General features: G+C 44.4%; 19 protein-coding genes and 1 other annotated feature. All 19 genes read right to left on the bottom strand.

What is annotated here, in order from left to right:
- Nucleotides 1-46: 46 nt before the first annotated feature.
- Nucleotides 47-1,237, bottom strand: a complete 1,191-nt coding sequence (tuf, locus tag BLV00_RS20245; RefSeq protein WP_062438274.1) for an elongation factor Tu — start codon at nt 1,235-1,237, stop codon at nt 47-49.
- 128 nt (nt 1,238-1,365) lie between these two features.
- The gene (fusA, locus tag BLV00_RS20240; protein ID WP_093046742.1) at nt 1,366-3,444 is read right to left on the bottom strand and encodes an elongation factor G; all 2,079 of its coding nucleotides are present in this window, start codon (nt 3,442-3,444) and stop codon (nt 1,366-1,368) included.
- Nucleotides 3,445-3,489: 45 nt separating this feature from the next.
- Nucleotides 3,490-3,960, bottom strand: a complete 471-nt coding sequence (rpsG, locus tag BLV00_RS20235; protein WP_028781709.1) for a 30S ribosomal protein S7 — start codon at nt 3,958-3,960, stop codon at nt 3,490-3,492.
- 52 nt (nt 3,961-4,012) lie between these two features.
- Entirely contained in the window at nt 4,013-4,426 is a 414-nt protein-coding gene (gene rpsL, locus BLV00_RS20230) for a 30S ribosomal protein S12 (RefSeq protein WP_062438267.1), read from the bottom strand.
- Between the two features lie 97 nt (nt 4,427-4,523).
- Nucleotides 4,524-4,775, bottom strand: a complete 252-nt coding sequence (locus BLV00_RS20225) for a 50S ribosomal protein L7ae-like protein (protein WP_093046741.1) — start codon at nt 4,773-4,775, stop codon at nt 4,524-4,526.
- Between the two features lie 144 nt (nt 4,776-4,919).
- Entirely contained in the window at nt 4,920-8,525 is a 3,606-nt protein-coding gene (gene rpoC, locus BLV00_RS20220) for a DNA-directed RNA polymerase subunit beta' (protein WP_093046740.1), read from the bottom strand.
- A gap of 69 nt (nt 8,526-8,594) precedes the next feature.
- Nucleotides 8,595-12,128 (bottom strand): DNA-directed RNA polymerase subunit beta, encoded by a 3,534-nt coding sequence (gene rpoB / locus BLV00_RS20215; protein ID WP_093046739.1) that lies wholly within the window; start codon nt 12,126-12,128, stop codon nt 8,595-8,597.
- A gap of 412 nt (nt 12,129-12,540) precedes the next feature.
- Nucleotides 12,541-13,143, bottom strand: a complete 603-nt coding sequence (locus BLV00_RS20210; protein WP_093046770.1) for a class I SAM-dependent methyltransferase — start codon at nt 13,141-13,143, stop codon at nt 12,541-12,543.
- Nucleotides 13,144-13,337: 194 nt separating this feature from the next.
- A complete protein-coding gene (gene rplL / locus BLV00_RS20205; protein WP_093046738.1) occupies nt 13,338-13,700 on the bottom strand; it encodes a 50S ribosomal protein L7/L12 in 363 nt (120 codons plus the stop codon).
- 59 nt (nt 13,701-13,759) lie between these two features.
- Nucleotides 13,760-14,260, bottom strand: coding sequence for a 50S ribosomal protein L10 (gene rplJ / locus BLV00_RS20200; RefSeq protein ID WP_093046737.1), 501 nt, complete (start codon nt 14,258-14,260; stop codon nt 13,760-13,762).
- A 66-nt stretch (nt 14,261-14,326) separates the two neighbouring features.
- Nucleotides 14,327-14,471: a sequence feature (ribosomal protein L10 leader region), on the bottom strand.
- Nucleotides 14,472-14,519: 48 nt separating this feature from the next.
- Nucleotides 14,520-15,218 carry a 50S ribosomal protein L1 gene (gene rplA / locus BLV00_RS20195; protein ID WP_093046736.1) on the bottom strand — a complete coding sequence of 233 codons (699 nt, stop codon included), beginning with the start codon at nt 15,216-15,218 and terminating at the stop codon, nt 14,520-14,522.
- Between the two features lie 116 nt (nt 15,219-15,334).
- On the bottom strand, nt 15,335-15,760 hold the full coding sequence (gene rplK, locus BLV00_RS20190) for a 50S ribosomal protein L11 (protein WP_028781700.1): 426 nt from the start codon (nt 15,758-15,760) through the stop codon (nt 15,335-15,337).
- 145 nt (nt 15,761-15,905) lie between these two features.
- Nucleotides 15,906-16,439 (bottom strand): transcription termination/antitermination protein NusG, encoded by a 534-nt coding sequence (gene nusG, locus BLV00_RS20185; protein ID WP_093046735.1) that lies wholly within the window; start codon nt 16,437-16,439, stop codon nt 15,906-15,908.
- 123 nt (nt 16,440-16,562) lie between these two features.
- Complete coding sequence (gene secE / locus BLV00_RS20180; protein ID WP_028781698.1) at nt 16,563-16,739, bottom strand: preprotein translocase subunit SecE; 177 nt, start codon at nt 16,737-16,739, stop codon at nt 16,563-16,565.
- A gap of 40 nt (nt 16,740-16,779) precedes the next feature.
- Nucleotides 16,780-16,929 carry a 50S ribosomal protein L33 gene (gene rpmG, locus BLV00_RS20175; RefSeq protein ID WP_093046734.1) on the bottom strand — a complete coding sequence of 50 codons (150 nt, stop codon included), beginning with the start codon at nt 16,927-16,929 and terminating at the stop codon, nt 16,780-16,782.
- 75 nt (nt 16,930-17,004) lie between these two features.
- Nucleotides 17,005-17,655, bottom strand: coding sequence for an RNA polymerase sporulation sigma factor SigH (gene sigH / locus BLV00_RS20170; RefSeq protein ID WP_093046733.1), 651 nt, complete (start codon nt 17,653-17,655; stop codon nt 17,005-17,007).
- Nucleotides 17,656-17,739: 84 nt separating this feature from the next.
- Nucleotides 17,740-18,249, bottom strand: coding sequence for an NYN domain-containing protein (locus BLV00_RS20165; RefSeq protein WP_093046732.1), 510 nt, complete (start codon nt 18,247-18,249; stop codon nt 17,740-17,742).
- 2 nt (nt 18,250-18,251) lie between these two features.
- A complete protein-coding gene (rlmB, locus tag BLV00_RS20160; protein WP_093046731.1) occupies nt 18,252-18,995 on the bottom strand; it encodes a 23S rRNA (guanosine(2251)-2'-O)-methyltransferase RlmB in 744 nt (247 codons plus the stop codon).
- A 4-nt stretch (nt 18,996-18,999) separates the two neighbouring features.
- Entirely contained in the window at nt 19,000-19,398 is a 399-nt protein-coding gene (locus BLV00_RS20155; protein WP_093046730.1) for a Mini-ribonuclease 3, read from the bottom strand.
- Nucleotides 19,399-19,401: the final 3 nt, after the last annotated feature.

Genomic DNA, 19,401 nt, shown 5'->3' with positions numbered 1-19,401 from the left:
AAGGCAGCGATGCTAGATCGCTGCCTTTTTATAGTTAATGTGGTTATTACTCAGTGATTTCAGCAACAACGCCGGCGCCTACTGTACGGCCACCTTCACGGATAGAGAACTTAGTTCCATCTTCGATAGCGATTGGAGAGATAAGTTCAACTGTCATTTCAACGTTATCACCAGGCATTACCATTTCTACTCCTTCTGGCAACTGGCAAACACCAGTTACGTCAGTTGTACGGAAGTAGAACTGTGGGCGGTAGTTAGTGAAGAATGGAGTATGACGTCCACCTTCTTCTTTAGATAGTACATAAACTTCTGCACGGAACTTCGTGTGTGGAGTGATAGAACCTGGCTTAGCAAGTACTTGTCCACGGTTGATATCTTCACGGGATACACCACGAAGAAGGGCACCGATGTTGTCACCAGCTTCTGCATAGTCAAGAAGCTTACGGAACATTTCAACACCAGTTACAGTTGTTTTCTTAGCTTCAGGCATTAGTCCGATGATTTCGATTTCGTCACCGACTTTAACTTGACCACGTTCTACACGGCCTGTTGCAACTGTACCACGACCAGTGATAGAGAATACATCCTCTACTGGCATCATGAATGGCTTATCAGTGTCACGCTCTGGAGTTGGGATGTACTCATCAACAGCGTCCATTAGTTCGAAGATTTTAGCTTCGTACTCGTCATCGCCTTCTAGGGCTTTAAGAGCTGAACCTTTGATTACTGGTACATCATCACCAGGGAATTCATATTCAGTCAATAGATCGCGAACTTCCATTTCTACTAGCTCAAGAAGCTCTTCGTCGTCTACCATGTCTGTTTTGTTTAGGAATACTACGATCGCAGGTACACCTACTTGACGAGAAAGAAGGATGTGCTCACGAGTTTGTGGCATTGGACCGTCAGCTGCAGATACAACCAGGATAGCACCGTCCATTTGAGCAGCACCAGTGATCATGTTTTTAACATAGTCAGCGTGGCCTGGGCAGTCAACGTGTGCATAGTGACGATTGTCAGTTTCATACTCAACGTGTGCAGTAGCGATTGTGATACCGCGCTCACGCTCTTCTGGAGCACCGTCAATCATGTCATAAGCCATTGCAGTACCTGAACCAGATTTCTTGTGAAGTACTGTAGTGATTGCTGCAGTTAGAGTTGTTTTACCATGGTCAACGTGTCCAATTGTACCAATGTTGACGTGGGACTTGGAACGATCAAATTTTTCTTTACCCATTTATAGTTCCTCCTTTAAATAAATAACAGATTGTTATGGTTTAACTTTTTATAGGAAGCCCAGAAGCAACATAGTGCCGCCTCTAAGCCTACAATATAATTTATACTTTATCTAGTCAATAAAATCAATTACTGACCCGCATTTTTCTTGATGATTTCATCAGAAATGCTCTTCGGTACTTCTTCATAATGGTCAAAATGCATAGAGTATGTTCCACGACCTTGTGTGTTGGAACGCAACGCTGTTGCGTAACCGAACATTTCAGATAGTGGTACGAATGCCTTAACCACTTGAGCTGAACCGCGAGCTTCCATTCCTTCTACACGGCCACGACGGGAAGTGACGTCACCCATGATATCACCCATATACTCTTCAGGGATGACAACTTCTACTTTCATCAATGGCTCAAGAAGAACTGGCTTACACTTGTTCTTAGCTTCTTTAAGTGCCATGGAAGCGGCAACTTTAAACGCCATCTCGTTGGAGTCGACATCGTGGTAAGAACCATCATAAAGGGTTGCTTTGATGTCTACCATTGGATATCCAGCTAATACACCGTTTTCCAAGGATTCTCTAATGCCTTGTTCTACGGAAGGAATGTATTCACGCGGAACGACACCACCGACGATTTTGTTTGTGAATTCAAATCCTGCGCCTTCTTCGTTAGGTTCAAATTTGACCCAAACGTGACCGTATTGACCACGACCACCAGACTGACGTACGAATTTACCTTCGACCTCTGCACTTCCACGGAAGGTTTCACGATAAGCAACCTGTGGAGCACCGATGTTTGCATCTACTTTAAATTCGCGGCGTAGACGATCCACAATGATGTCAAGGTGAAGTTCACCCATACCTTTGATGATTGTTTGACCAGTTTCCGTATCAGTCTCAGTTACGAATGTAGGATCTTCCTCTGCTAGTTTTCCAAGGGCAACAGCCATTTTATCTTGGTCCGCTTTCGACTTAGGCTCGATCGCAACGGAGATAACAGGCTCAGGAAATTCCATAGACTCAAGGATTACAAGACTTTTCTCGTCACACAATGTGTCACCAGTACCAGTATCCTTCAGACCTACAGCACCCGCGATGTCCCCTGCATATACTTCAGAGATCTCTTCACGAGAGTTTGCATGCATTTGCAGGATACGACCTACACGCTCACGCTTATCTTTCGTGGAGTTCTTCACGTAAGAACCGGCTTTTAAAGTTCCGGAATAAACACGGAAGAAAGTCAATTTACCTACATACGGGTCTGTTGCAACCTTAAATGCCAAGGCAGAGAAAGGCTCTTTGTCATCCGCTTTACGGACAACTTCTTCTTCTGTTTGTGGAACGTGACCTTCGATTGGAGGTACATCCAATGGTGATGGAAGATAATCGATAACTCCATCAATCAATAGCTGGACACCTTTATTCTTGAAAGCTGAACCACAGAATACAGGGTAGAATTCCACGCTCAATGTTGCTTGACGGATAGCTGTTCTCAACTCTTCATTAGTGACTTCTTCCCCTTCGAGGAATTTCATCATTAAGTCTTCATCAAAATCTGCTACAGCTTCAACCAACTTGCTACGGTATTCTTCCGCTTGTTCTTTATGGCTGTCTGGAATTTCACGAGCTTCCGCACGTGTACCCAAATCATCCATATAGTAGTATGCTTCCATCGTTATCAAGTCGATGATTCCTTCGAATTCATCTTCTGCTCCGATTGGAAGTTGGACAGCTGCTGCATTTGCTCCCAGGCGGTCTTTAAGTGTGCTTAAAGAGTAAAGGAAGTCTGCACCAATTTTGTCCATTTTGTTTACGAATACGATTCGTGGTACGCCGTATGTCGTAGCTTGACGCCATACTGTTTCCGTTTGAGGTTCAACACCTGATTGAGCGTCAAGGACTGCTACGGATCCATCAAGTACACGAAGGGAACGTTCTACCTCTACTGTGAAGTCCACGTGTCCTGGTGTGTCAATGATGTTGATACGATGGCCTTTCCATTGAGCAGTTGTAGCAGCGGATGTAATGGTGATACCGCGCTCCTGTTCCTGCTCCATCCAGTCCATTTGGGAAGCACCTTCGTGAGTTTCCCCAATTTTATGGATACGTCCTGTATAGAAAAGGATACGTTCAGTAGCAGTTGTCTTACCGGCGTCGATGTGAGCCATGACACCGATATTACGTGTTTTCTCCAAGGAGAATTCTCTAGGCATGAATCTTTCTCCTTCCTGAATATAAGTTTTATAGTTGGTTTGGCATTACCAGCGATAGTGAGCGAATGCTTTGTTCGCTTCTGCCATTTTGTGCATATCTTCGCGTTTCTTGACAGATGCACCTGTGTTGTTTGCTGCATCTAACACTTCGTTAGCCAGACGCTCTTCCATCGTTTTTTCTCCGCGCAGGCGAGAGTAATTTACGATGAAACGCAATCCTAGTGCTTGACGACGCTCTGGACGTACCTCAACTGGTACCTGGTAGTTTGAACCACCAACACGACGAGCGCGCACCTCAAGTACTGGCATAACATTTTTCATTGCTTGTTCGAAAACTTCCATAGGGTCATTACCGCTACGTTCTTGAACAAGATCAAAAGCTTTATAAAGAATCTTCTGGGCTTTACCGCGTTGTCCGTCAACCATGATTTGGTTGATCAAACGAGTTACAAGTTTAGATTTGTAAAGCGGATCTGGCAACACATCACGCTTAGCTACTGGACCTTTACGTGGCATATGTCCCCCTCCTTCCATGATGAATTTTTATAATACAGCCACTCTCTGGCTATTATTTTTTAGGGCGCTTTGTTCCATACTTGGAACGGCCTTGCATGCGTCCTTCGACTCCTGCAGTATCAAGCGCACCACGAACGATGTGGTAACGTACACCAGGTAAGTCCTTTACACGTCCGCCACGGATAAGAACAACACTGTGCTCTTGCAAGTTGTGGCCGATACCAGGGATATAAGCAGTAACTTCAATACCGTTAGTCAAACGCACACGCGCATATTTACGCAATGCAGAGTTTGGTTTTTTCGGTGTCATTGTACCAACACGAGTACATACTCCACGTTTTTGCGGAGAAGACTGGTCTGTCAATGACTTCTTGAAGCTGTTGTAACCTTTATTCAACGCAGGAGAGTCGGATTTACGACCTTTGCTTACGCGTCCTTTACGAACTAATTGGTTAATAGTAGGCATGTTTTATGTCCTCCCTTCCTCACTTTTTCAATACCACACATCCAGGTGGTTCATAATAAGGCAAAAAACAAAGCTTTCGCGATTGACCGCCAAAACTTTATTGCTTTATCGCCACTGTAGCTGCACCGACATCAATGTCACAGGCTTCTCCCAGTTTTTTCATAGAATCAACCCGCTGACAGGGAATGTTTAATTCTTCAGCCAGGCGCATTACTTTTTCTGTCACGTGCCGATCAGCATCATCAGCTACGAAGACTTCTTCCACTCCACCACTTTTCATGGCTTTTAGTGTCTGTTTCGTTCCAATAACGATATTAGAATTAGCCTGTGCTACTTTTTCATAAGACATTTAAGCATATCCTCCAAAGTAACAAGGATAAATGGAAGCACCTTGATTATATTATCACTCCCGGTTTTGCATGTCAACATTATTCGAGGTGATTTTTTCAAGGCGCTTCCTGTTATTTACCCATGTTATTTGCTAACTTTGCAATTACTGAGTCAGTTGATCCAATTCAGCCTGATCGGGGTTTTGCCCTTCTCTATCAGCCTGGATTTTACGGTAACGAGTCATGCCGGTACCCGCCGGTACGAGCTTACCGATGATAACATTCTCTTTCAAGCCGAGTAGTTCATCACGCTTACCTTTGATTGCCGCATCTGTAAGGACACGTGTCGTTTCCTGGAAGGAAGCGGCAGATAAGAAGGAATCTGTTTCAAGCGATGCCTTCGTGATACCAAGCAGAACCGGACGTCCAACTGCCGGCTGTCCACCTTCCAGCAATGCTTTCTTGTTTGCATCGCGGAATTGGTGGATTTCCAGCAATGAGCCAGGTAATACTTCTGTATCTCCGGAATCAAGAACACGAATTTTGCGAAGCATTTGACGAACCATAACTTCGACGTGTTTATCTCCGATTTCAACACCTTGCATGCGGTAAACCTTCTGGACTTCTTTTAAGAGATATTCTTGAACGCCATCAAGACCGCTGATGGTTAAGAGTTCTTTCGGATCCACAGAACCTTCTGTAAGTTCCTGGCCGGCAGAAACCTGATCGCCGACTGCCACTTTCATACGAGCACCATATGGGGCAGTATACGTACGAGTCTCTACATCGCCTTGTACGACGATTTCTTGTTTTTCTTTAACTTCATTAACTTCCTGTACCGTACCATAAATTTCCGAAACGACGGCACGCCCTTTAGGGTTACGGGCTTCAAATAATTCCTGGATACGAGGAAGACCTTGTGTAATATCGTCTCCTGCTACCCCACCCGTGTGGAACGTACGCATGGTAAGCTGTGTACCTGGTTCACCAATGGACTGGGCAGCGATGATACCGACCGCTTCTCCAACTTCCACTTCATCACCAGTAGCCAAGTTACGACCGTAACACTTCTTACAAACCCCATGCCTCGTATTACAAGTGAAGGCTGTACGAATAACGACTTCTTCGATTCCCGATTCCACAATCTCTTTAGCAACATCCTCAGAAATGACTTCATCACGAGTAGCAAGAATGTCATTAGTTTCTGGATGGCGGATTGTCTGGAACGATGTACGTCCAATCAGACGATCGATTAACGGTTCAATCAGTTCGGTGCCTTCTGTCAAGGAGCTGACTGTCAGTCCTCTGTCTGTACCACAATCGTCTTCACGAATGATGACATCTTGGGCGACATCAACCAGACGACGAGTCAAGTAACCAGAATCGGCTGTTTTCAGTGCGGTATCCGCCAGACCTTTACGAGCACCGTGAGTGGAAATAAAGTACTCGAGTACGGTCAAACCTTCACGGAAACTGGATTTGATCGGTAACTCAATGATCCGTCCAGCCGGGTTGGCCATTAGACCACGCATACCTGCAAGCTGGGTGAAGTTAGATGCATTACCACGGGCACCAGAGTCGCTCATCATAAAGATCGGGTTACGTGGGTTCAAGGATTTCATCAAGCGATTTTGAATATCGTCCTTGGCTTTGGACCAAACTTCAATGACGCGGTCGTATCGTTCTTCTTCTGTAATTAAACCACGACGGAATTGTTTCAAGACTTTATCTACTTTAGTCTGGGCTTCATCCAAAATTTCCTGCTTTTCTGGTAATACGACCACATCGGAAACACCGACCGTCATACCAGCTTTTGTAGAATAGGAGAAACCCAGGTCTTTCATGCGGTCCAACATTTTGGAAGTTTCGCTGATCGAGAACAGTTTAAATACTTGTGCAATGATATCTCCGAGGATCCCTTTCTTGAACGGAAGTATTTCCTCCCGTTTCGCGATTTCCTCTTTGATGTTGGTACCTTTTTCTACAAAGTAATGCTCCGGAGTCTTGATTTCCAGGTTCTCCTGGGTCGGTTCATTCATATACGGGAATGAAGCCGGGAGCATTTCATTGAATATCAATTTACCTACAGTCGTCAACAAGAGTTGTTTGCTCTGCTTTTCGGTAAAGGTTTCGTTATCTAAGGAACCTGCATAAACTGCTACCCGTGTGTGAAGATGGACATAGCCTGTTTGATATGCAATCAATGCTTCATTCAGGTCTTTGAAGACCATTCCTTCACCGACAGCACCAGGTCGTTCCATAGTCAGGTAGTAGTTACCCAATACCATATCCTGTGATGGTGTAACAACCGGTTTCCCATCCTTAGGATTCAGGATGTTTTGTGCTGCCAGCATCAATATGCGTGCTTCCGCTTGAGCTTCCGCAGAAAGTGGTACGTGTACCGCCATCTGGTCACCGTCAAAGTCAGCGTTATAGGCTGTACATACTAACGGGTGCAAACGAATCGCTCTTCCTTCGACCAACACTGGTTCGAATGCTTGAATACCAAGACGGTGCAATGTAGGGGCACGGTTCAATAACACCGGATGCTCCTTGATTACATCTTCGAGTACGTCCCATACCTCTGGGTGGATACGTTCGATTTTCCGCTTGGCAGACTTGATGTTGTGCGCCAAACCACGCTCTACCAATTCTTTCATAACAAATGGTTTGAATAATTCAAGCGCCATTTCTTTCGGCAGACCACACTGGTACATCTTCAAGTTTGGACCAACCACGATAACCGAACGACCGGAATAGTCGACACGCTTACCGAGCAAGTTCTGACGGAAACGTCCTTGCTTCCCTTTCAGCATATGAGAAAGAGATTTCAATGGACGATTACCAGGACCAGTCACCGGTCGACCGCGTCTACCGTTGTCAATCAAGGCATCGACAGCTTCTTGCAGCATCCGTTTTTCGTTTTGGACAATGATGCTTGGAGCTCCAAGATCCAATAATCGCTTCAAGCGGTTGTTACGGTTGATCACACGACGATATAGATCGTTAAGGTCAGATGTAGCAAAACGTCCACCATCCAACTGTACCATCGGACGAAGCTCCGGTGGAATGACAGGTAAAACATCAAGAATCATCCAGGATGGATCATTTCCGGAGTGACGGAATGCTTCCAAAACTTCCAGGCGCTTGATCGCACGTGTGCGACGTTGACCCTGGGCAGTTTTCAACTCTTCTTTCAGGATATCGACCTCTTTATCAAGATTGATATCTGAAAGTAACTTACGGATAGCTTCTGCACCCATTTGGGCACCGAAATTCTTGCCATATTTTTCACGATACGCACGGTATTCCTTTTCCGATAACAGCTGCTTTTTATCCAGTGCCGTTTCGCCTGGATCTGTCACGATGTAAGCGGCAAAGTAGATAACTTCTTCCAATGCACGCGGAGACATATCCAAAACAAGACCCATACGGCTTGGAATTCCTTTGAAATACCAGATGTGAGAGACAGGGGCAGCCAGTTCAAGGTGCCCCATACGCTCACGACGAACTTTCGCTTTCGTTACTTCTACTCCACAACGGTCACAAACCACACCCTTGTAGCGTACACGTTTATACTTTCCACAATGGCATTCCCAGTCCTTTGTAGGACCGAAAATGCGCTCGCAGAACAGACCGTCTTTTTCTGGTTTCAGCGTACGATAGTTGATCGTTTCCGGTTTCTTGACCTCACCGAATGACCAAGAACGTATCTTATCCGGTGATGCCAAACCTATTTTCATATACTCAAAATTATTTACATCTAGCAAGGGGCCTACCTCCCTTTTAGTATCCAAGTTTCCCTAAGCTTAGAACATCAGGACTGTTGCTAAGAGTTTTTATTCTTCCGGGTCGAGATTCAAATTTTCAGAAGCTTTTGTTTCTTCTTCTTCAATATCTCTCATTTCGATCTCTGATTCGTCACCTGCCAGGATCTTCACGTCCATACCTAAGCTTTGCAGCTCTTTGATTAGAACTTTGAAGGATTCTGGTACACCAGGTTCTGGAACATTTTCACCTTTGACGATAGCTTCATAAGTCTTGACACGACCGACAACATCATCCGATTTGACGGTAAGAATTTCTTGAAGGGTATATGCTGCACCGTATGCTTCCAGCGCCCATACCTCCATCTCACCGAAACGCTGTCCACCAAACTGTGCTTTACCACCTAATGGCTGTTGTGTAACCAAGGAGTACGGTCCGGTAGAACGAGCATGGAGTTTGTCATCAACCATGTGTGCCAGTTTGATCATATACATGACACCGACAGATATACGGTTATCGAAAGGTTCACCTGTGCGTCCATCATAAAGGATGGTCTTCGCGTCACGCGGCATTCCCGCTTCTTCAAGTGTTTCCCAAACATCTTCTTCACGCGCCCCGTCAAAGACTGGCGTCGCTACTTTGATGCCTAGCTGACGAGCAGCCATTCCCAAGTGCAATTCAAGCACCTGACCGATATTCATACGAGAAGGAACACCAAGTGGGTTCAACATGACATCGACTGGTGTGCCATCTGGAAGGAATGGCATATCTTCTTCAGGCAAGATTTTGGAGATGACACCTTTATTACCATGTCGTCCGGCCATCTTGTCCCCTTCAGAGATTTTACGCTTCTGTACGATATAGACACGAACCAGCTGGTTAACACCAGGAGGAAGTTCGTCTCCGTCTTCACGGTTGAAGATTTTCACGTCTAACACTATACCACCTGCACCATGGGGTACACGGAGAGAGGTATCGCGAACTTCACGGGCCTTTTCCCCGAAAATCGCATGTAATAGACGTTCTTCCGCAGATAGCTCCGTTACCCCTTTAGGAGTAACTTTACCTACTAATAAATCACCATCACTGACTTCAGCACCGACACGGATGATACCGCGAGAGTCTAAGTCTTTTAACGCTTCTTCCCCGACGTTCGGGATGTCGCGTGTGATTTCTTCTGGTCCGAGCTTCGTATCACGAGCTTCTGACTCATACTCTTCAATATGAACAGAAGTATAAACATCATCTTTCACCAGACGTTCACTCATGATGACCGCATCCTCGTAGTTATAACCATCCCATGTCATGAAGGCTACCAGCGGGTTCTGACCCAGGGCTAGTTCCCCTTTATCCATGGAAGGACCATCAGCGAGAATTTCTCCCTTTGTCACACGGTCTCCTTTAGATACGATTGGACGCTGGTTATAGCAAGTTCCCTGGTTGGAACGAATGAATTTTTGCAGACGGTAACGATCCAGGTCGCCCTCTACTTCTTTACCATCAATTTCAGAGATGCGACGTACGTGGATCTCTTTCGCTTCCACTCGTTCAACGATCCCTTCATGACGGTTGATAACTGCCGCACCTGAGTCTTTACCATTCACATATTCCATGCCGGTTCCGACGATTGGCGAATCCGGGTTCAACAATGGTACTGCCTGACGCTGCATGTTCGCACCCATCAAGGAACGGTTGGAGTCATCATTCTCCAAGAAAGGAATACATGCTGTCGCAGCAGAAACGACCTGCTTCGGTGATACGTCCATGTAATCAAGACGGTCACGACTGACGACTGTGTTTTCACCACGGAAACGGGCAATAACCTCTGCATCTGTGAAAGATCCGTCCTCTTCCAGCTTAGCATTTGCCTGGGCAACCACGTAGTTATCTTCTTCATCGGCAGTCAAGTAGTCGATTTGAGCAGTAACCTTATTGGTATCTGGATCGACTCTACGGTATGGTGTTTCAATAAATCCGAACTCGTTCACCTTCGCATAAGATGAAAGCGAGTTGATCAGACCAATGTTCGGTCCCTCTGGTGTTTCGATTGGACACATACGTCCATAGTGAGAATAGTGGACGTCACGGACTTCAAAGCCGGCACGTTCACGCGTCAAACCACCTGGTCCAAGTGCAGACAAACGGCGTTTATGCGTAAGCTCTGCTAATGGGTTGGTCTGATCCATAAATTGAGAAAGCTGCGAGCTTCCGAAAAACTCTTTGATTGATGCAATGACCGGACGGATGTTGATCAACTGCTGCGGTGTAATCGAAGACGTGTCCTGGATAGACATACGTTCACGAACCACACGCTCCATACGAGACAACCCGATACGGAATTGGTTTTGCAGCAACTCACCGACTGAACGCAAGCGGCGGTTTCCTAAATGGTCAATATCATCGGTATCCCCAACCTGGTGAAGCAAGTTGAAGAAATAACTGATGGAAGAAAGGATATCAGCAGGAGTGATGTTTTTGACAGTTTTATCGATATTAGAGTTGCCGATTACATTAATAGACCGTTCCCCTTCCGGATCGGTAGGATCGACAATCTTGATGGATTGTACCTTGATCGGGTCTTCCAGTACCCCTTCATGAGGTTCGAGAATCTCTTCTCCAGTATTTTCATCCTGACCTTCCAAATAAGGAAGTAGTTTGTTCAATAAACGACGATCAATTTTGTCCCCTTTATCAGCTAAAACTTCACCAGTTTCTTCGTCTACTAAAGTTTCTGCTAATGTTTGGTTGAACAAACGATTTTTAATATGAAGCTTTTTGTTCATTTTATAGCGACCAACACGAGCAAGGTCATAACGCTTCGGATCAAAGAATCTGGAAACCAGTAAACTCTTCGCATTTTCAACCGTTGGCGGTTCACCAGGGCGAAGACGCTCATAGATTTCAAGAAGCGCTTTTTCGCTATTCTCGGTGTTGTCTTTTTCTAATGTGTTTTTCAGATATTCATTGTCTCCGATAAGGTCAATGATTTCCTGGTCTGTACCAAAGCCGAGCGCACGCAAAAGAACCGTAATTGGCAGCTTTCGAGTACGGTCGATACGAACGTGGACGACATCCTTTGCATCCGTTTCGAACTCTAACCATGCACCACGGTTTGGAATGACGGTGGCCGTATAGCCTTTTTTACCGTTTTTATCAATTTTTTTATTGAAATATACGCTTGGTGAGCGGACAAGCTGTGATACGATAACACGCTCTGCACCATTAATGACAAATGTACCTGTATCTGTCATCAATGGGAAATCACCCATGAATACTTCCTGCTCTTTTACCTCGCCTGTTTCATTATTCAACAAACGAACCTTCACTCGCAAAGGAGCATTGTAGGTGACGTCTCTATCTTTCGATTCGTCTACAGGATATTTAGGCTCCCCTAAACTATAATCTACAAATTCCAACGATAGATTACCGGTGAAATCCTCGATTGGAGAAATATCCTGAAACATTTCTTTCAGACCTTCCTCTAAGAACCACTCATAAGAAGCGGTCTGAATTTCAATCAAGTTAGGTAATTCTAGTACTTCACTGATGCGCGCATAACTTCTGCGTTGGCGGTGTCGTCCATACTGAACTAGTTGACCTGTCAACTGCTTCACCCCTCAAATCAAGCATTTTAATAATAAAAGCGGAAGTGTTTCAGCTACTCGAATAGTTTTGAGCAACATTCTGTACTTCCCACTTTCAATCTTACGTAAAAAGGGTCCGGCAGACATGCCGAACAAGCTTATGGAAGCTAATGTCGACCACAAGCTGATATATATAGTCACCCGCGAAAGCGGATGGGATCTAAAAACAGAAAACTTCATTTCTCTCTAACGTTAGACAAAAAAGAAACGTTCTTCTATCATAGAAAAAAACCGTATTTCACCCTATTGTTTTCTTCGATTTTACCATTGTGAACCGCGTTCACTAAATTTATACATAAAATGCGAAAAAAACCCTTGACATAGGAGTGCATATATAGGCATTTTCCAATAATAGCATAAACGATTAACCCAGTCAAACCTTTTTAGCTCGGAAGATGTAATATCTTTTTTGCTTGTCTACTACTTCTACCTCACTAAATAATTCTTCCAGTTTTTTGCGTGCAGAAGGAGCACCTTGTTTTTTCTGAATGACCACCCAGAGCTCTCCCTTATCCACCAGAGATCGATAAGCGTCTTCAAACATGGCATGAACCACTTTCTTCCCTGCTCGAATAGGAGGGTTGGTCAAGACTGCTGCAAATGTAACATCTTGAACATTGCTTATACGGTCGCTGACTTCAACCACTACATTGGATATCTCATTTTGCTCCGCATTTTTCCTTGACAACTCCACCGCCCGTTCGTTTATATCTACCATATAAACCTTCCGTCCGGGGTGGACTTTTGCCAGAGTCAAACCAATCGCTCCATAGCCACAGCCTAAATCCAAAAAGCCGCCATCGACTTCCGGAGCTCGAAAAGCTTCGATTAAAACACGGGAACCAAAGTCTACTTCCTTTTTTGAAAAAACTGCATTATCCGTGGTAAAACGCAAAGTCTCTCCTTTGAGCGTATATTCCCATGTGCGCTCCTCACTGGGAGCATCAGTTTTATTGGAATAATAGTGTTCGGTCATTTTCATGCACCTGCTTCTTACTGGAATAGATAATTACGTTTTAGCAAAACCCGGCTCGGGTTATCGCCAGATACTTATGGCGAAGGTCTTAGTTTTCCTTATGCTATATTCCTTTAACCATGTTAAGCTCCACTATAGTATAAGAAAAAGAAAGCTCGCCGATGAACAGCGAGCTTTACCTCTCAAGCATGAAATTACTTAACTTCTACAGAAGCGCCTGCTTCTTCTAGCTTACCTTTGATTTCTTCAGCATCTTCCTTAGAAATGCCTTCTTTGATAGCGCCAGGAGCGTTATCAACTAGGTCTTTCGCATCTTTAAGACCAAGACCAGTGATTTCGCGAACAGCTTTAACAACTTTGATCTTGGAGCTTCCAGCGCTCTCAAGAACTACGTCGAATTCTGTTTGCTCTTCCTCTGCTTCTGCTGCACCGCCGCCACCGACTGCAACTGGTGCTGCAGCAGTTACTCCGAATTCTTCTTCAATAGCTTTAACTAGATCGTTAAGCTCAAGAACTGACATTTCTTTAATCGCTTCAATAATTTGTTCATGACTCATGATTAAGTTCCTCCTTAAAATTGTTTGTTTTATAATTTAATCGTAACCAGAAAACGCTATTAAGCGCCTTGTTCTTCTTTTTGCTCGGCAACTGCTTTTGTAACGTAAGCGAAGTTGCGCACAGGTGCTTGAAGCACGCTGAGTAGCATAGATACAAGACCTTCGTAGTTTGGAAGATCTGCAAGTTCCTTGATTTGCTCAAGGCTAGCTACGTTACCTTCGATGACACCGCCTTTGATTTCGAGTGCATCATGATCCTTAGCGAAGTTGTTAAGGATTTTGGCAGGTGCTACTACATCCTCATCACTGAAAGCAATAGCCGTAGGGCCCACCAATGTTTCATTAAGCTCTGATAGCTCTGCTTCTTCAGTAGCACGGCGAGTCATTGTGTTTTTATACACTTTGAAATCAACGCCTGCTTCACGAAGCTGCTGGCGAAGCTCAGTCACTTCTGCAACATCAAGTCCGCGGTAATCTACAAGGATGGTAGATTTACTATTGCGAAGCTTGTCAGCAATTTCAGATACAATCTGTTTTTTGTGCTCGATAATTTTGCTCATCATTCCACCTCCTATTGACTTTTCATCATACCGCCAGGTGCCCAATCCATTTTTAAACGGCAAGGGTTAAAGATGAAAAAAGCCCCCATGTAGACATGGAGGCTTTGGTGAGAAACGACATACGAACAATCGTTTCGTTTATTCACACACCTCGGTAGGAAATTAAGCGCCAGCGCGCACCTACTGTCTACGGTATAACGTATTTATTTAAACAACATCATTTATTATATTTGTTATGCTTTAAAAAGTCAACAGCAAATTATTTACGGATATAGCTGGAGACGTCTACTTTGATTCCAGGTCCCATTGTAGAAGCAATAGCGGAATTCTTCATATAAGTTCCCTTAGCAGCTTGCGGCTTCGCTTTTACAAGAGTATCTGTGATGGCTTCAAAGTTTTCAACCAGCTTATCTGTATCAAAAGAAACTTTCCCGATCGGCACGTGGATATTCGCGGATTTATCAACACGGTATTCCACTTTACCTGCTTTGATTTCCTGGACAGCTTTTTCTACTTCAAAAGTGACTGTACCAGTCTTAGGGTTAGGCATTAGACCTTTTGGTCCAAGCACGCGTCCTAATTTACCTACTTCAGCCATCATGTCTGGAGTAGCTACGACTACGTCAAAGTCGAACCAGCCCTGGTTGATTTTGTTGATCATATCTTGATCGCCTACATAATCAGCACCAGCAGCTTCCGCTTCTTTTGCTTTCTCACCTTTAGCGAAAACAAGGACACGTTGCGTTTTACCAGTACCATGCGGCAGAACCATCGCACCGCGGATTTGCTGGTCTGCTTTCTTAGGATCTACTCCCAGACGGAAAGCAGCTTCTACTGTTTCATCAAATTTCGCTTTAGAAGTTTCTTTCACTAATTCGACTGCTTCTTTCACTTCATATGCTTTTTCACGATCAACAAGCTTTTGAGCTTCTTGATACCTTTTGCTTTGTTTAGCCATTATTATTTCCTCCTCGTTGTGGTTTTAACGGTTATACCTCCCACGAATAAAGGTTGCGGAATGAAAACAAGCTCCATTCTCGCAACCTTTTACTCCAATAGAGCGACGCTGTGGGATTAGTCTTCGATAACGATACCCATACTACGCGCTGTACCTTCTACCATACGCATAGCAGCTTCAACGTCAGCAGCATTCAAGTCAGGCATTTTAGTTTCTGCAATCTCTCTTACTTTGTCACGATTGAGCGTCGCAACTTTGTTGCGGTTCGGTTCGCCTGACGCAGTATCAATGCCCGCTGCTTTCTTAAGAAGCACTGCAGCTGGCGGAGTTTTCGTAATGAATGTAAATGAACGGTCTTCAAATACCGTGATCTCAACTGGAATGATCATTCCCGCTTGTTCTTGTGTGCGAGCGTTGAACTCCTTACAGAAACCCATGATATTGATACCCGCTTGACCTAGTGCTGGTCCAACAGGTGGTGCTGGGTTCGCTTTACCTGCAGGGATTTGAAGTTTTACTACTTTGATTACTTTTTTAGCCACGAGACACACCTCCTTAAGTCCGTGATGTGGTAATGGGGCGATGCCCTCCCACTCAAAATTACAATATGTTAACTTCCTCTTTGTTCGAGGCACATAAAGAACATAAAAATTTTAGCATCTTTACGACCTGTTTGCAAGGGGGGAGTTATAATTTTTCAATTTGCGAGAAGTCCAATTCCACTGGTGTCTCCCGCCCGAACATGTTGACGTGGACTTTTACCTTTTGTTTATCCAAATCAATGTGCTCAATCGTGCCAGTGAAATTAGCGAAAGGTCCGTCTGTCACTTGGACACTTTCCTTCAATTCAAAATCGATGTCGGTTACCGGCTCTTTCATTCCCATCCGCTTCAACACTGTCTCTACTTCTTCAGGCAAAAGAGGGGTCGGCTTTGATCCGGAGCCTGTGGATCCGACAAACCCGGTTACACCAGGAGTATTACGGACAACGTACCATGAATCATCGGTCATCACCATTTCAGCTAACACATAACCAGGGAACACCTTCTTCTTCGAAACCTTGCGTTTCCCATTTTTAATTTCTGTTTCTTCGTCTTCTGGCACTAGGACACGAAAGATTTTATCTTCCATCCCCATTGACTCGACGCGTTTTTCTAAATTCGTTTTTACTTTATTTTCGTAACCGGAATAGGTGTGAACCACATACCATCTTTTTTCCATGTATACAGGACAAGCTCCTTGCCCTTCCCTCCCTTATCTTAAAAATTCAAGCATTGAAAAAACCCGCGGAACGGGTTTTTAAACGTAAATCTTATTCACCATTATAGCATAAATCCGACGGCATTATTCAGGGAAGAAGAATTCAAGACCCCAAGAAATGCCCAAGTCAACAACCGCGAAGAATACAGAAACAAATGCCACCGTGGTTAACACAGTAATTGTGTAGCGCACAAGCTCCTGACCTTTTGGCCAGCTGACCTTCTGCATTTCACGCGACACGTTCTTTAAGAACTTAAACATGCTAAACCTCCCCCAACGTTGCGCCTGTCGGCTTCTTTCTCTATTTTGTTTCTCGATGCAATGTATGTTTACCGCATTTTTTACAAAATTTGCGAACCTCAAGCCGTTCCGCCTGGTTCGACGTATTTTTATAAGAACTATAATTTCTACTCATACACTCAGTACAGGCTAAGACTACTTTTTTTCTCATGATACACCCCTAGACTAAGAGGATTTTTTCACTCTCATAAATGTAGCACGCTTGTCAAGGCATGTCAATGCAGGATTATAATATGATTTCAGCTACTTCCAGGTACTTCTCTAACTTTCGCTTCACTCGCTGCAAGGCATTATCGATCGATTTCACGTGCCTGTCCAATTCAGCGGAAATTTCCTGATAAGATCTGCCGTCCAAATAAAGGGTCAGCACTTTCCTCTCCAAGTCGCTTAACAATTCTGAAATTTTATCTTCCATGTCTCCGAATCTTTCCTTATTGATAATTAATTCTTGCGGGTCAATTGCTTTTGACCCGGCAATGACGTCCAATAGGGTACGGTCGGATTCTTCATCATAAATAGGCTTGTCCAAAGAAACATACGAATTCAGCGGAATATGTTTTTGACGGGTGGCAGTTTTGATAGCGGTGATGATTTGGCGGGTGACACATAACTCAGCGAAGGCTTTAAATGATGAAAGCTTGTCTTCTTTATAATCTCGAATAGCTTTATAAAGACCGATCATTCCTTCCTGCACAATATCCTCACGATCTGCACCAATCAGAAAATAGGTCCGGGCTTTTGCACGGACGAAGTTTTTGTACTTATTGATCAGATAATCGAGCGCCTGGCTTTGACCCTCGTTGATCCGTTCAATAATTTCTTCATCTTCCAGCTTTTCATAATCATAGATGTCCAACTCTTTTTGAACGATGCTCACTCAGGATTCCCCCCGACCCGTAGTGCCCTGAATATAGAAATATTATACAGTAAGCCTTTCCAAAACGTCAACAAGGCTCTTGGCTCATTTATCACCTCGGCGCCACTTCTCAAACACATCCAGCACCTCTTTTTTTATCGGAATCTTCGGCTGATATTTAATTTGTTTATGGGATTCTACATCCTTTTCTATGCTTTTTTCGATATTTTTCACTTCAATATAAAGCTCCCTCGCCGACTTCCTTAAGGCGCCCTGTCCGAAAATTGTCCGTTGTTCCGCATAATCGGAGGTGGCGACATAAACTTGTGTCCTGACGTCATTCAGATCGCCTGCCAGTTTCTCAATCCGTTCATCAGCTGTTTCATTTTCCCGCGTGAAAATCACTTCAACGCGATGGCTTTTTTCATTGTTTGCGAGTCCCCTTACATGATAGGCATCAAATACGATGATGACACGATCGCCGGTATATGATTGATACTCAGCCAACATGTCAATCAACAAATCCCGGGCCTGGGAGAGGTCTTTATCTTTAAATTTCTTCAGTTCTGGCCAGGCCCCTATCATGTTATACCCATCTACAAGTAATACAATCATAGTTATCTACCTAAAGGGTTTCTTTTACGATAGACTTCGTACATCAGCAGAGATGCAGCTACGGAGGCATTCAACGAAGTTACTTTCCCTCTCATCGGAAGCTGAATTGTCCAGTCGCACTTTTCTTTGATAATACGGCTGACCCCTTTACCTTCACTCCCAATTACTAGCGTGATCGCCATCTCACCATCTAATTGGCGATAATCTTCTGTCCCTTCCGCATCAGTACCGGCCACCCATACATGCCGCTCCTTCAATTCATCGATGGTCCGCGATAGATTGGTCACACGGGCAACCGGAATGTACTCAATCGCTCCTGCCGACGTTTTTGCTACGGTAGCTGTCAATCCGACAGAACGACGTTTTGGAATAATCACGCCATGGGCCCCGACCGCATCAGCAGTTCTAAGAACAGAGCCAAGGTTGTGGGGATCGGAAATTTCATCCAGGATGATGAAAAAAGGCGCTTCTCCCAACGATTCCGCTTTTGCAAATAAATCATCTAACGAACTGTAATCATAGGCTGCGACAGAAGCGGCAACCCCCTGGTGGTTTCCATCTACCAGTTGGTCGATCTTCTTTCTAGGTACCTTTTGAACCAGTGCCCCATTCTCTTTGGCAAGACGCTGAATTTTTTGAAAAGCTTGATGCTGCAACTGATCAGAAACAAACACTTTATTTATGGTACGCCCTGATTTCAACGCTTCAAAAACAGGGTTTTTTCCAATAATCCATTCCTCACTCATATTCTCAACTCCTTTCTTCTACTTGCCGGATAGCATCCGTCACCAAGTCTTCCAGCCGGCCTGTATTTTCCGCTAAATAATGGTAACCTAGCAGTGCTTCAAATCCTGTACTGTACCGATAGGTTTGCACATCGGTATTTTTTGGAATGGTACCCGATTTTGCATTTCTCCCTCTTCTTACAACCGCTTGTTCTTCTTCTGTCAAAAAATCACCTGTAAGCCAGGCTTGTACAACCGAAGCCTGAGATGTAGCAGCAACAAAGCGGACTGCGGAGCGATGCAACTGATTAGGCATCACAGCTCCCTGCTTTAACAAGTGATGCCGTACATACATTTCATATACGGCATCACCCATATAGGCAAGGGCAAGGCTTTTCATTTGCTTTACTTCTATCCCTGCCATCGT

Origin of the sequence: Thalassobacillus cyri, from assembly GCF_900107755.1 — a bacterium.
GTDB classification, from domain to species: Bacteria; Bacillota; Bacilli; order Bacillales; family Halobacillaceae; genus Thalassobacillus; species Thalassobacillus cyri.
Note: the sequence above shows the minus strand (reverse complement) of the source record. Positions and strands in the feature narration are given on the sequence as shown.

Coding starts and splice junctions, on each gene's coding strand:
- rpsL (WP_062438267.1), bottom strand. CDS start 4,426: ATGCCTACTATTAACCAATTAGTTCGTAAAGGACGCGTAAGCAAAGGT.
- tuf (WP_062438274.1), bottom strand. CDS start 1,237: ATGGGTAAAGAAAAATTTGATCGTTCCAAGTCCCACGTCAACATTGGT.
- BLV00_RS20210 (WP_093046770.1), bottom strand. CDS start 13,143: ATGACCGAACACTATTATTCCAATAAAACTGATGCTCCCAGTGAGGAG.
- BLV00_RS20165 (WP_093046732.1), bottom strand. CDS start 18,249: ATGATTGTATTACTTGTAGATGGGTATAACATGATAGGGGCCTGGCCA.
- rpsG (WP_028781709.1), bottom strand. CDS start 3,960: ATGCCACGTAAAGGTCCAGTAGCTAAGCGTGATGTGTTGCCAGATCCG.
- BLV00_RS20225 (WP_093046741.1), bottom strand. CDS start 4,775: ATGTCTTATGAAAAAGTAGCACAGGCTAATTCTAATATCGTTATTGGA.
- rplJ (WP_093046737.1), bottom strand. CDS start 14,260: ATGAGCAAAATTATCGAGCACAAAAAACAGATTGTATCTGAAATTGCT.
- rplA (WP_093046736.1), bottom strand. CDS start 15,218: ATGGCTAAACAAAGCAAAAGGTATCAAGAAGCTCAAAAGCTTGTTGAT.
- rpmG (WP_093046734.1), bottom strand. CDS start 16,929: ATGAGAAAAAAAGTAGTCTTAGCCTGTACTGAGTGTATGAGTAGAAAT.
- rlmB (WP_093046731.1), bottom strand. CDS start 18,995: ATGAGTGAGGAATGGATTATTGGAAAAAACCCTGTTTTTGAAGCGTTG.
- rplL (WP_093046738.1), bottom strand. CDS start 13,700: ATGAGTCATGAACAAATTATTGAAGCGATTAAAGAAATGTCAGTTCTT.
- nusG (WP_093046735.1), bottom strand. CDS start 16,439: ATGGAAAAAAGATGGTATGTGGTTCACACCTATTCCGGTTACGAAAAT.
- BLV00_RS20155 (WP_093046730.1), bottom strand. CDS start 19,398: ATGGCAGGGATAGAAGTAAAGCAAATGAAAAGCCTTGCCCTTGCCTAT.
- fusA (WP_093046742.1), bottom strand. CDS start 3,444: ATGCCTAGAGAATTCTCCTTGGAGAAAACACGTAATATCGGTGTCATG.
- secE (WP_028781698.1), bottom strand. CDS start 16,739: ATGTTTAAGTTCTTAAAGAACGTGTCGCGTGAAATGCAGAAGGTCAGC.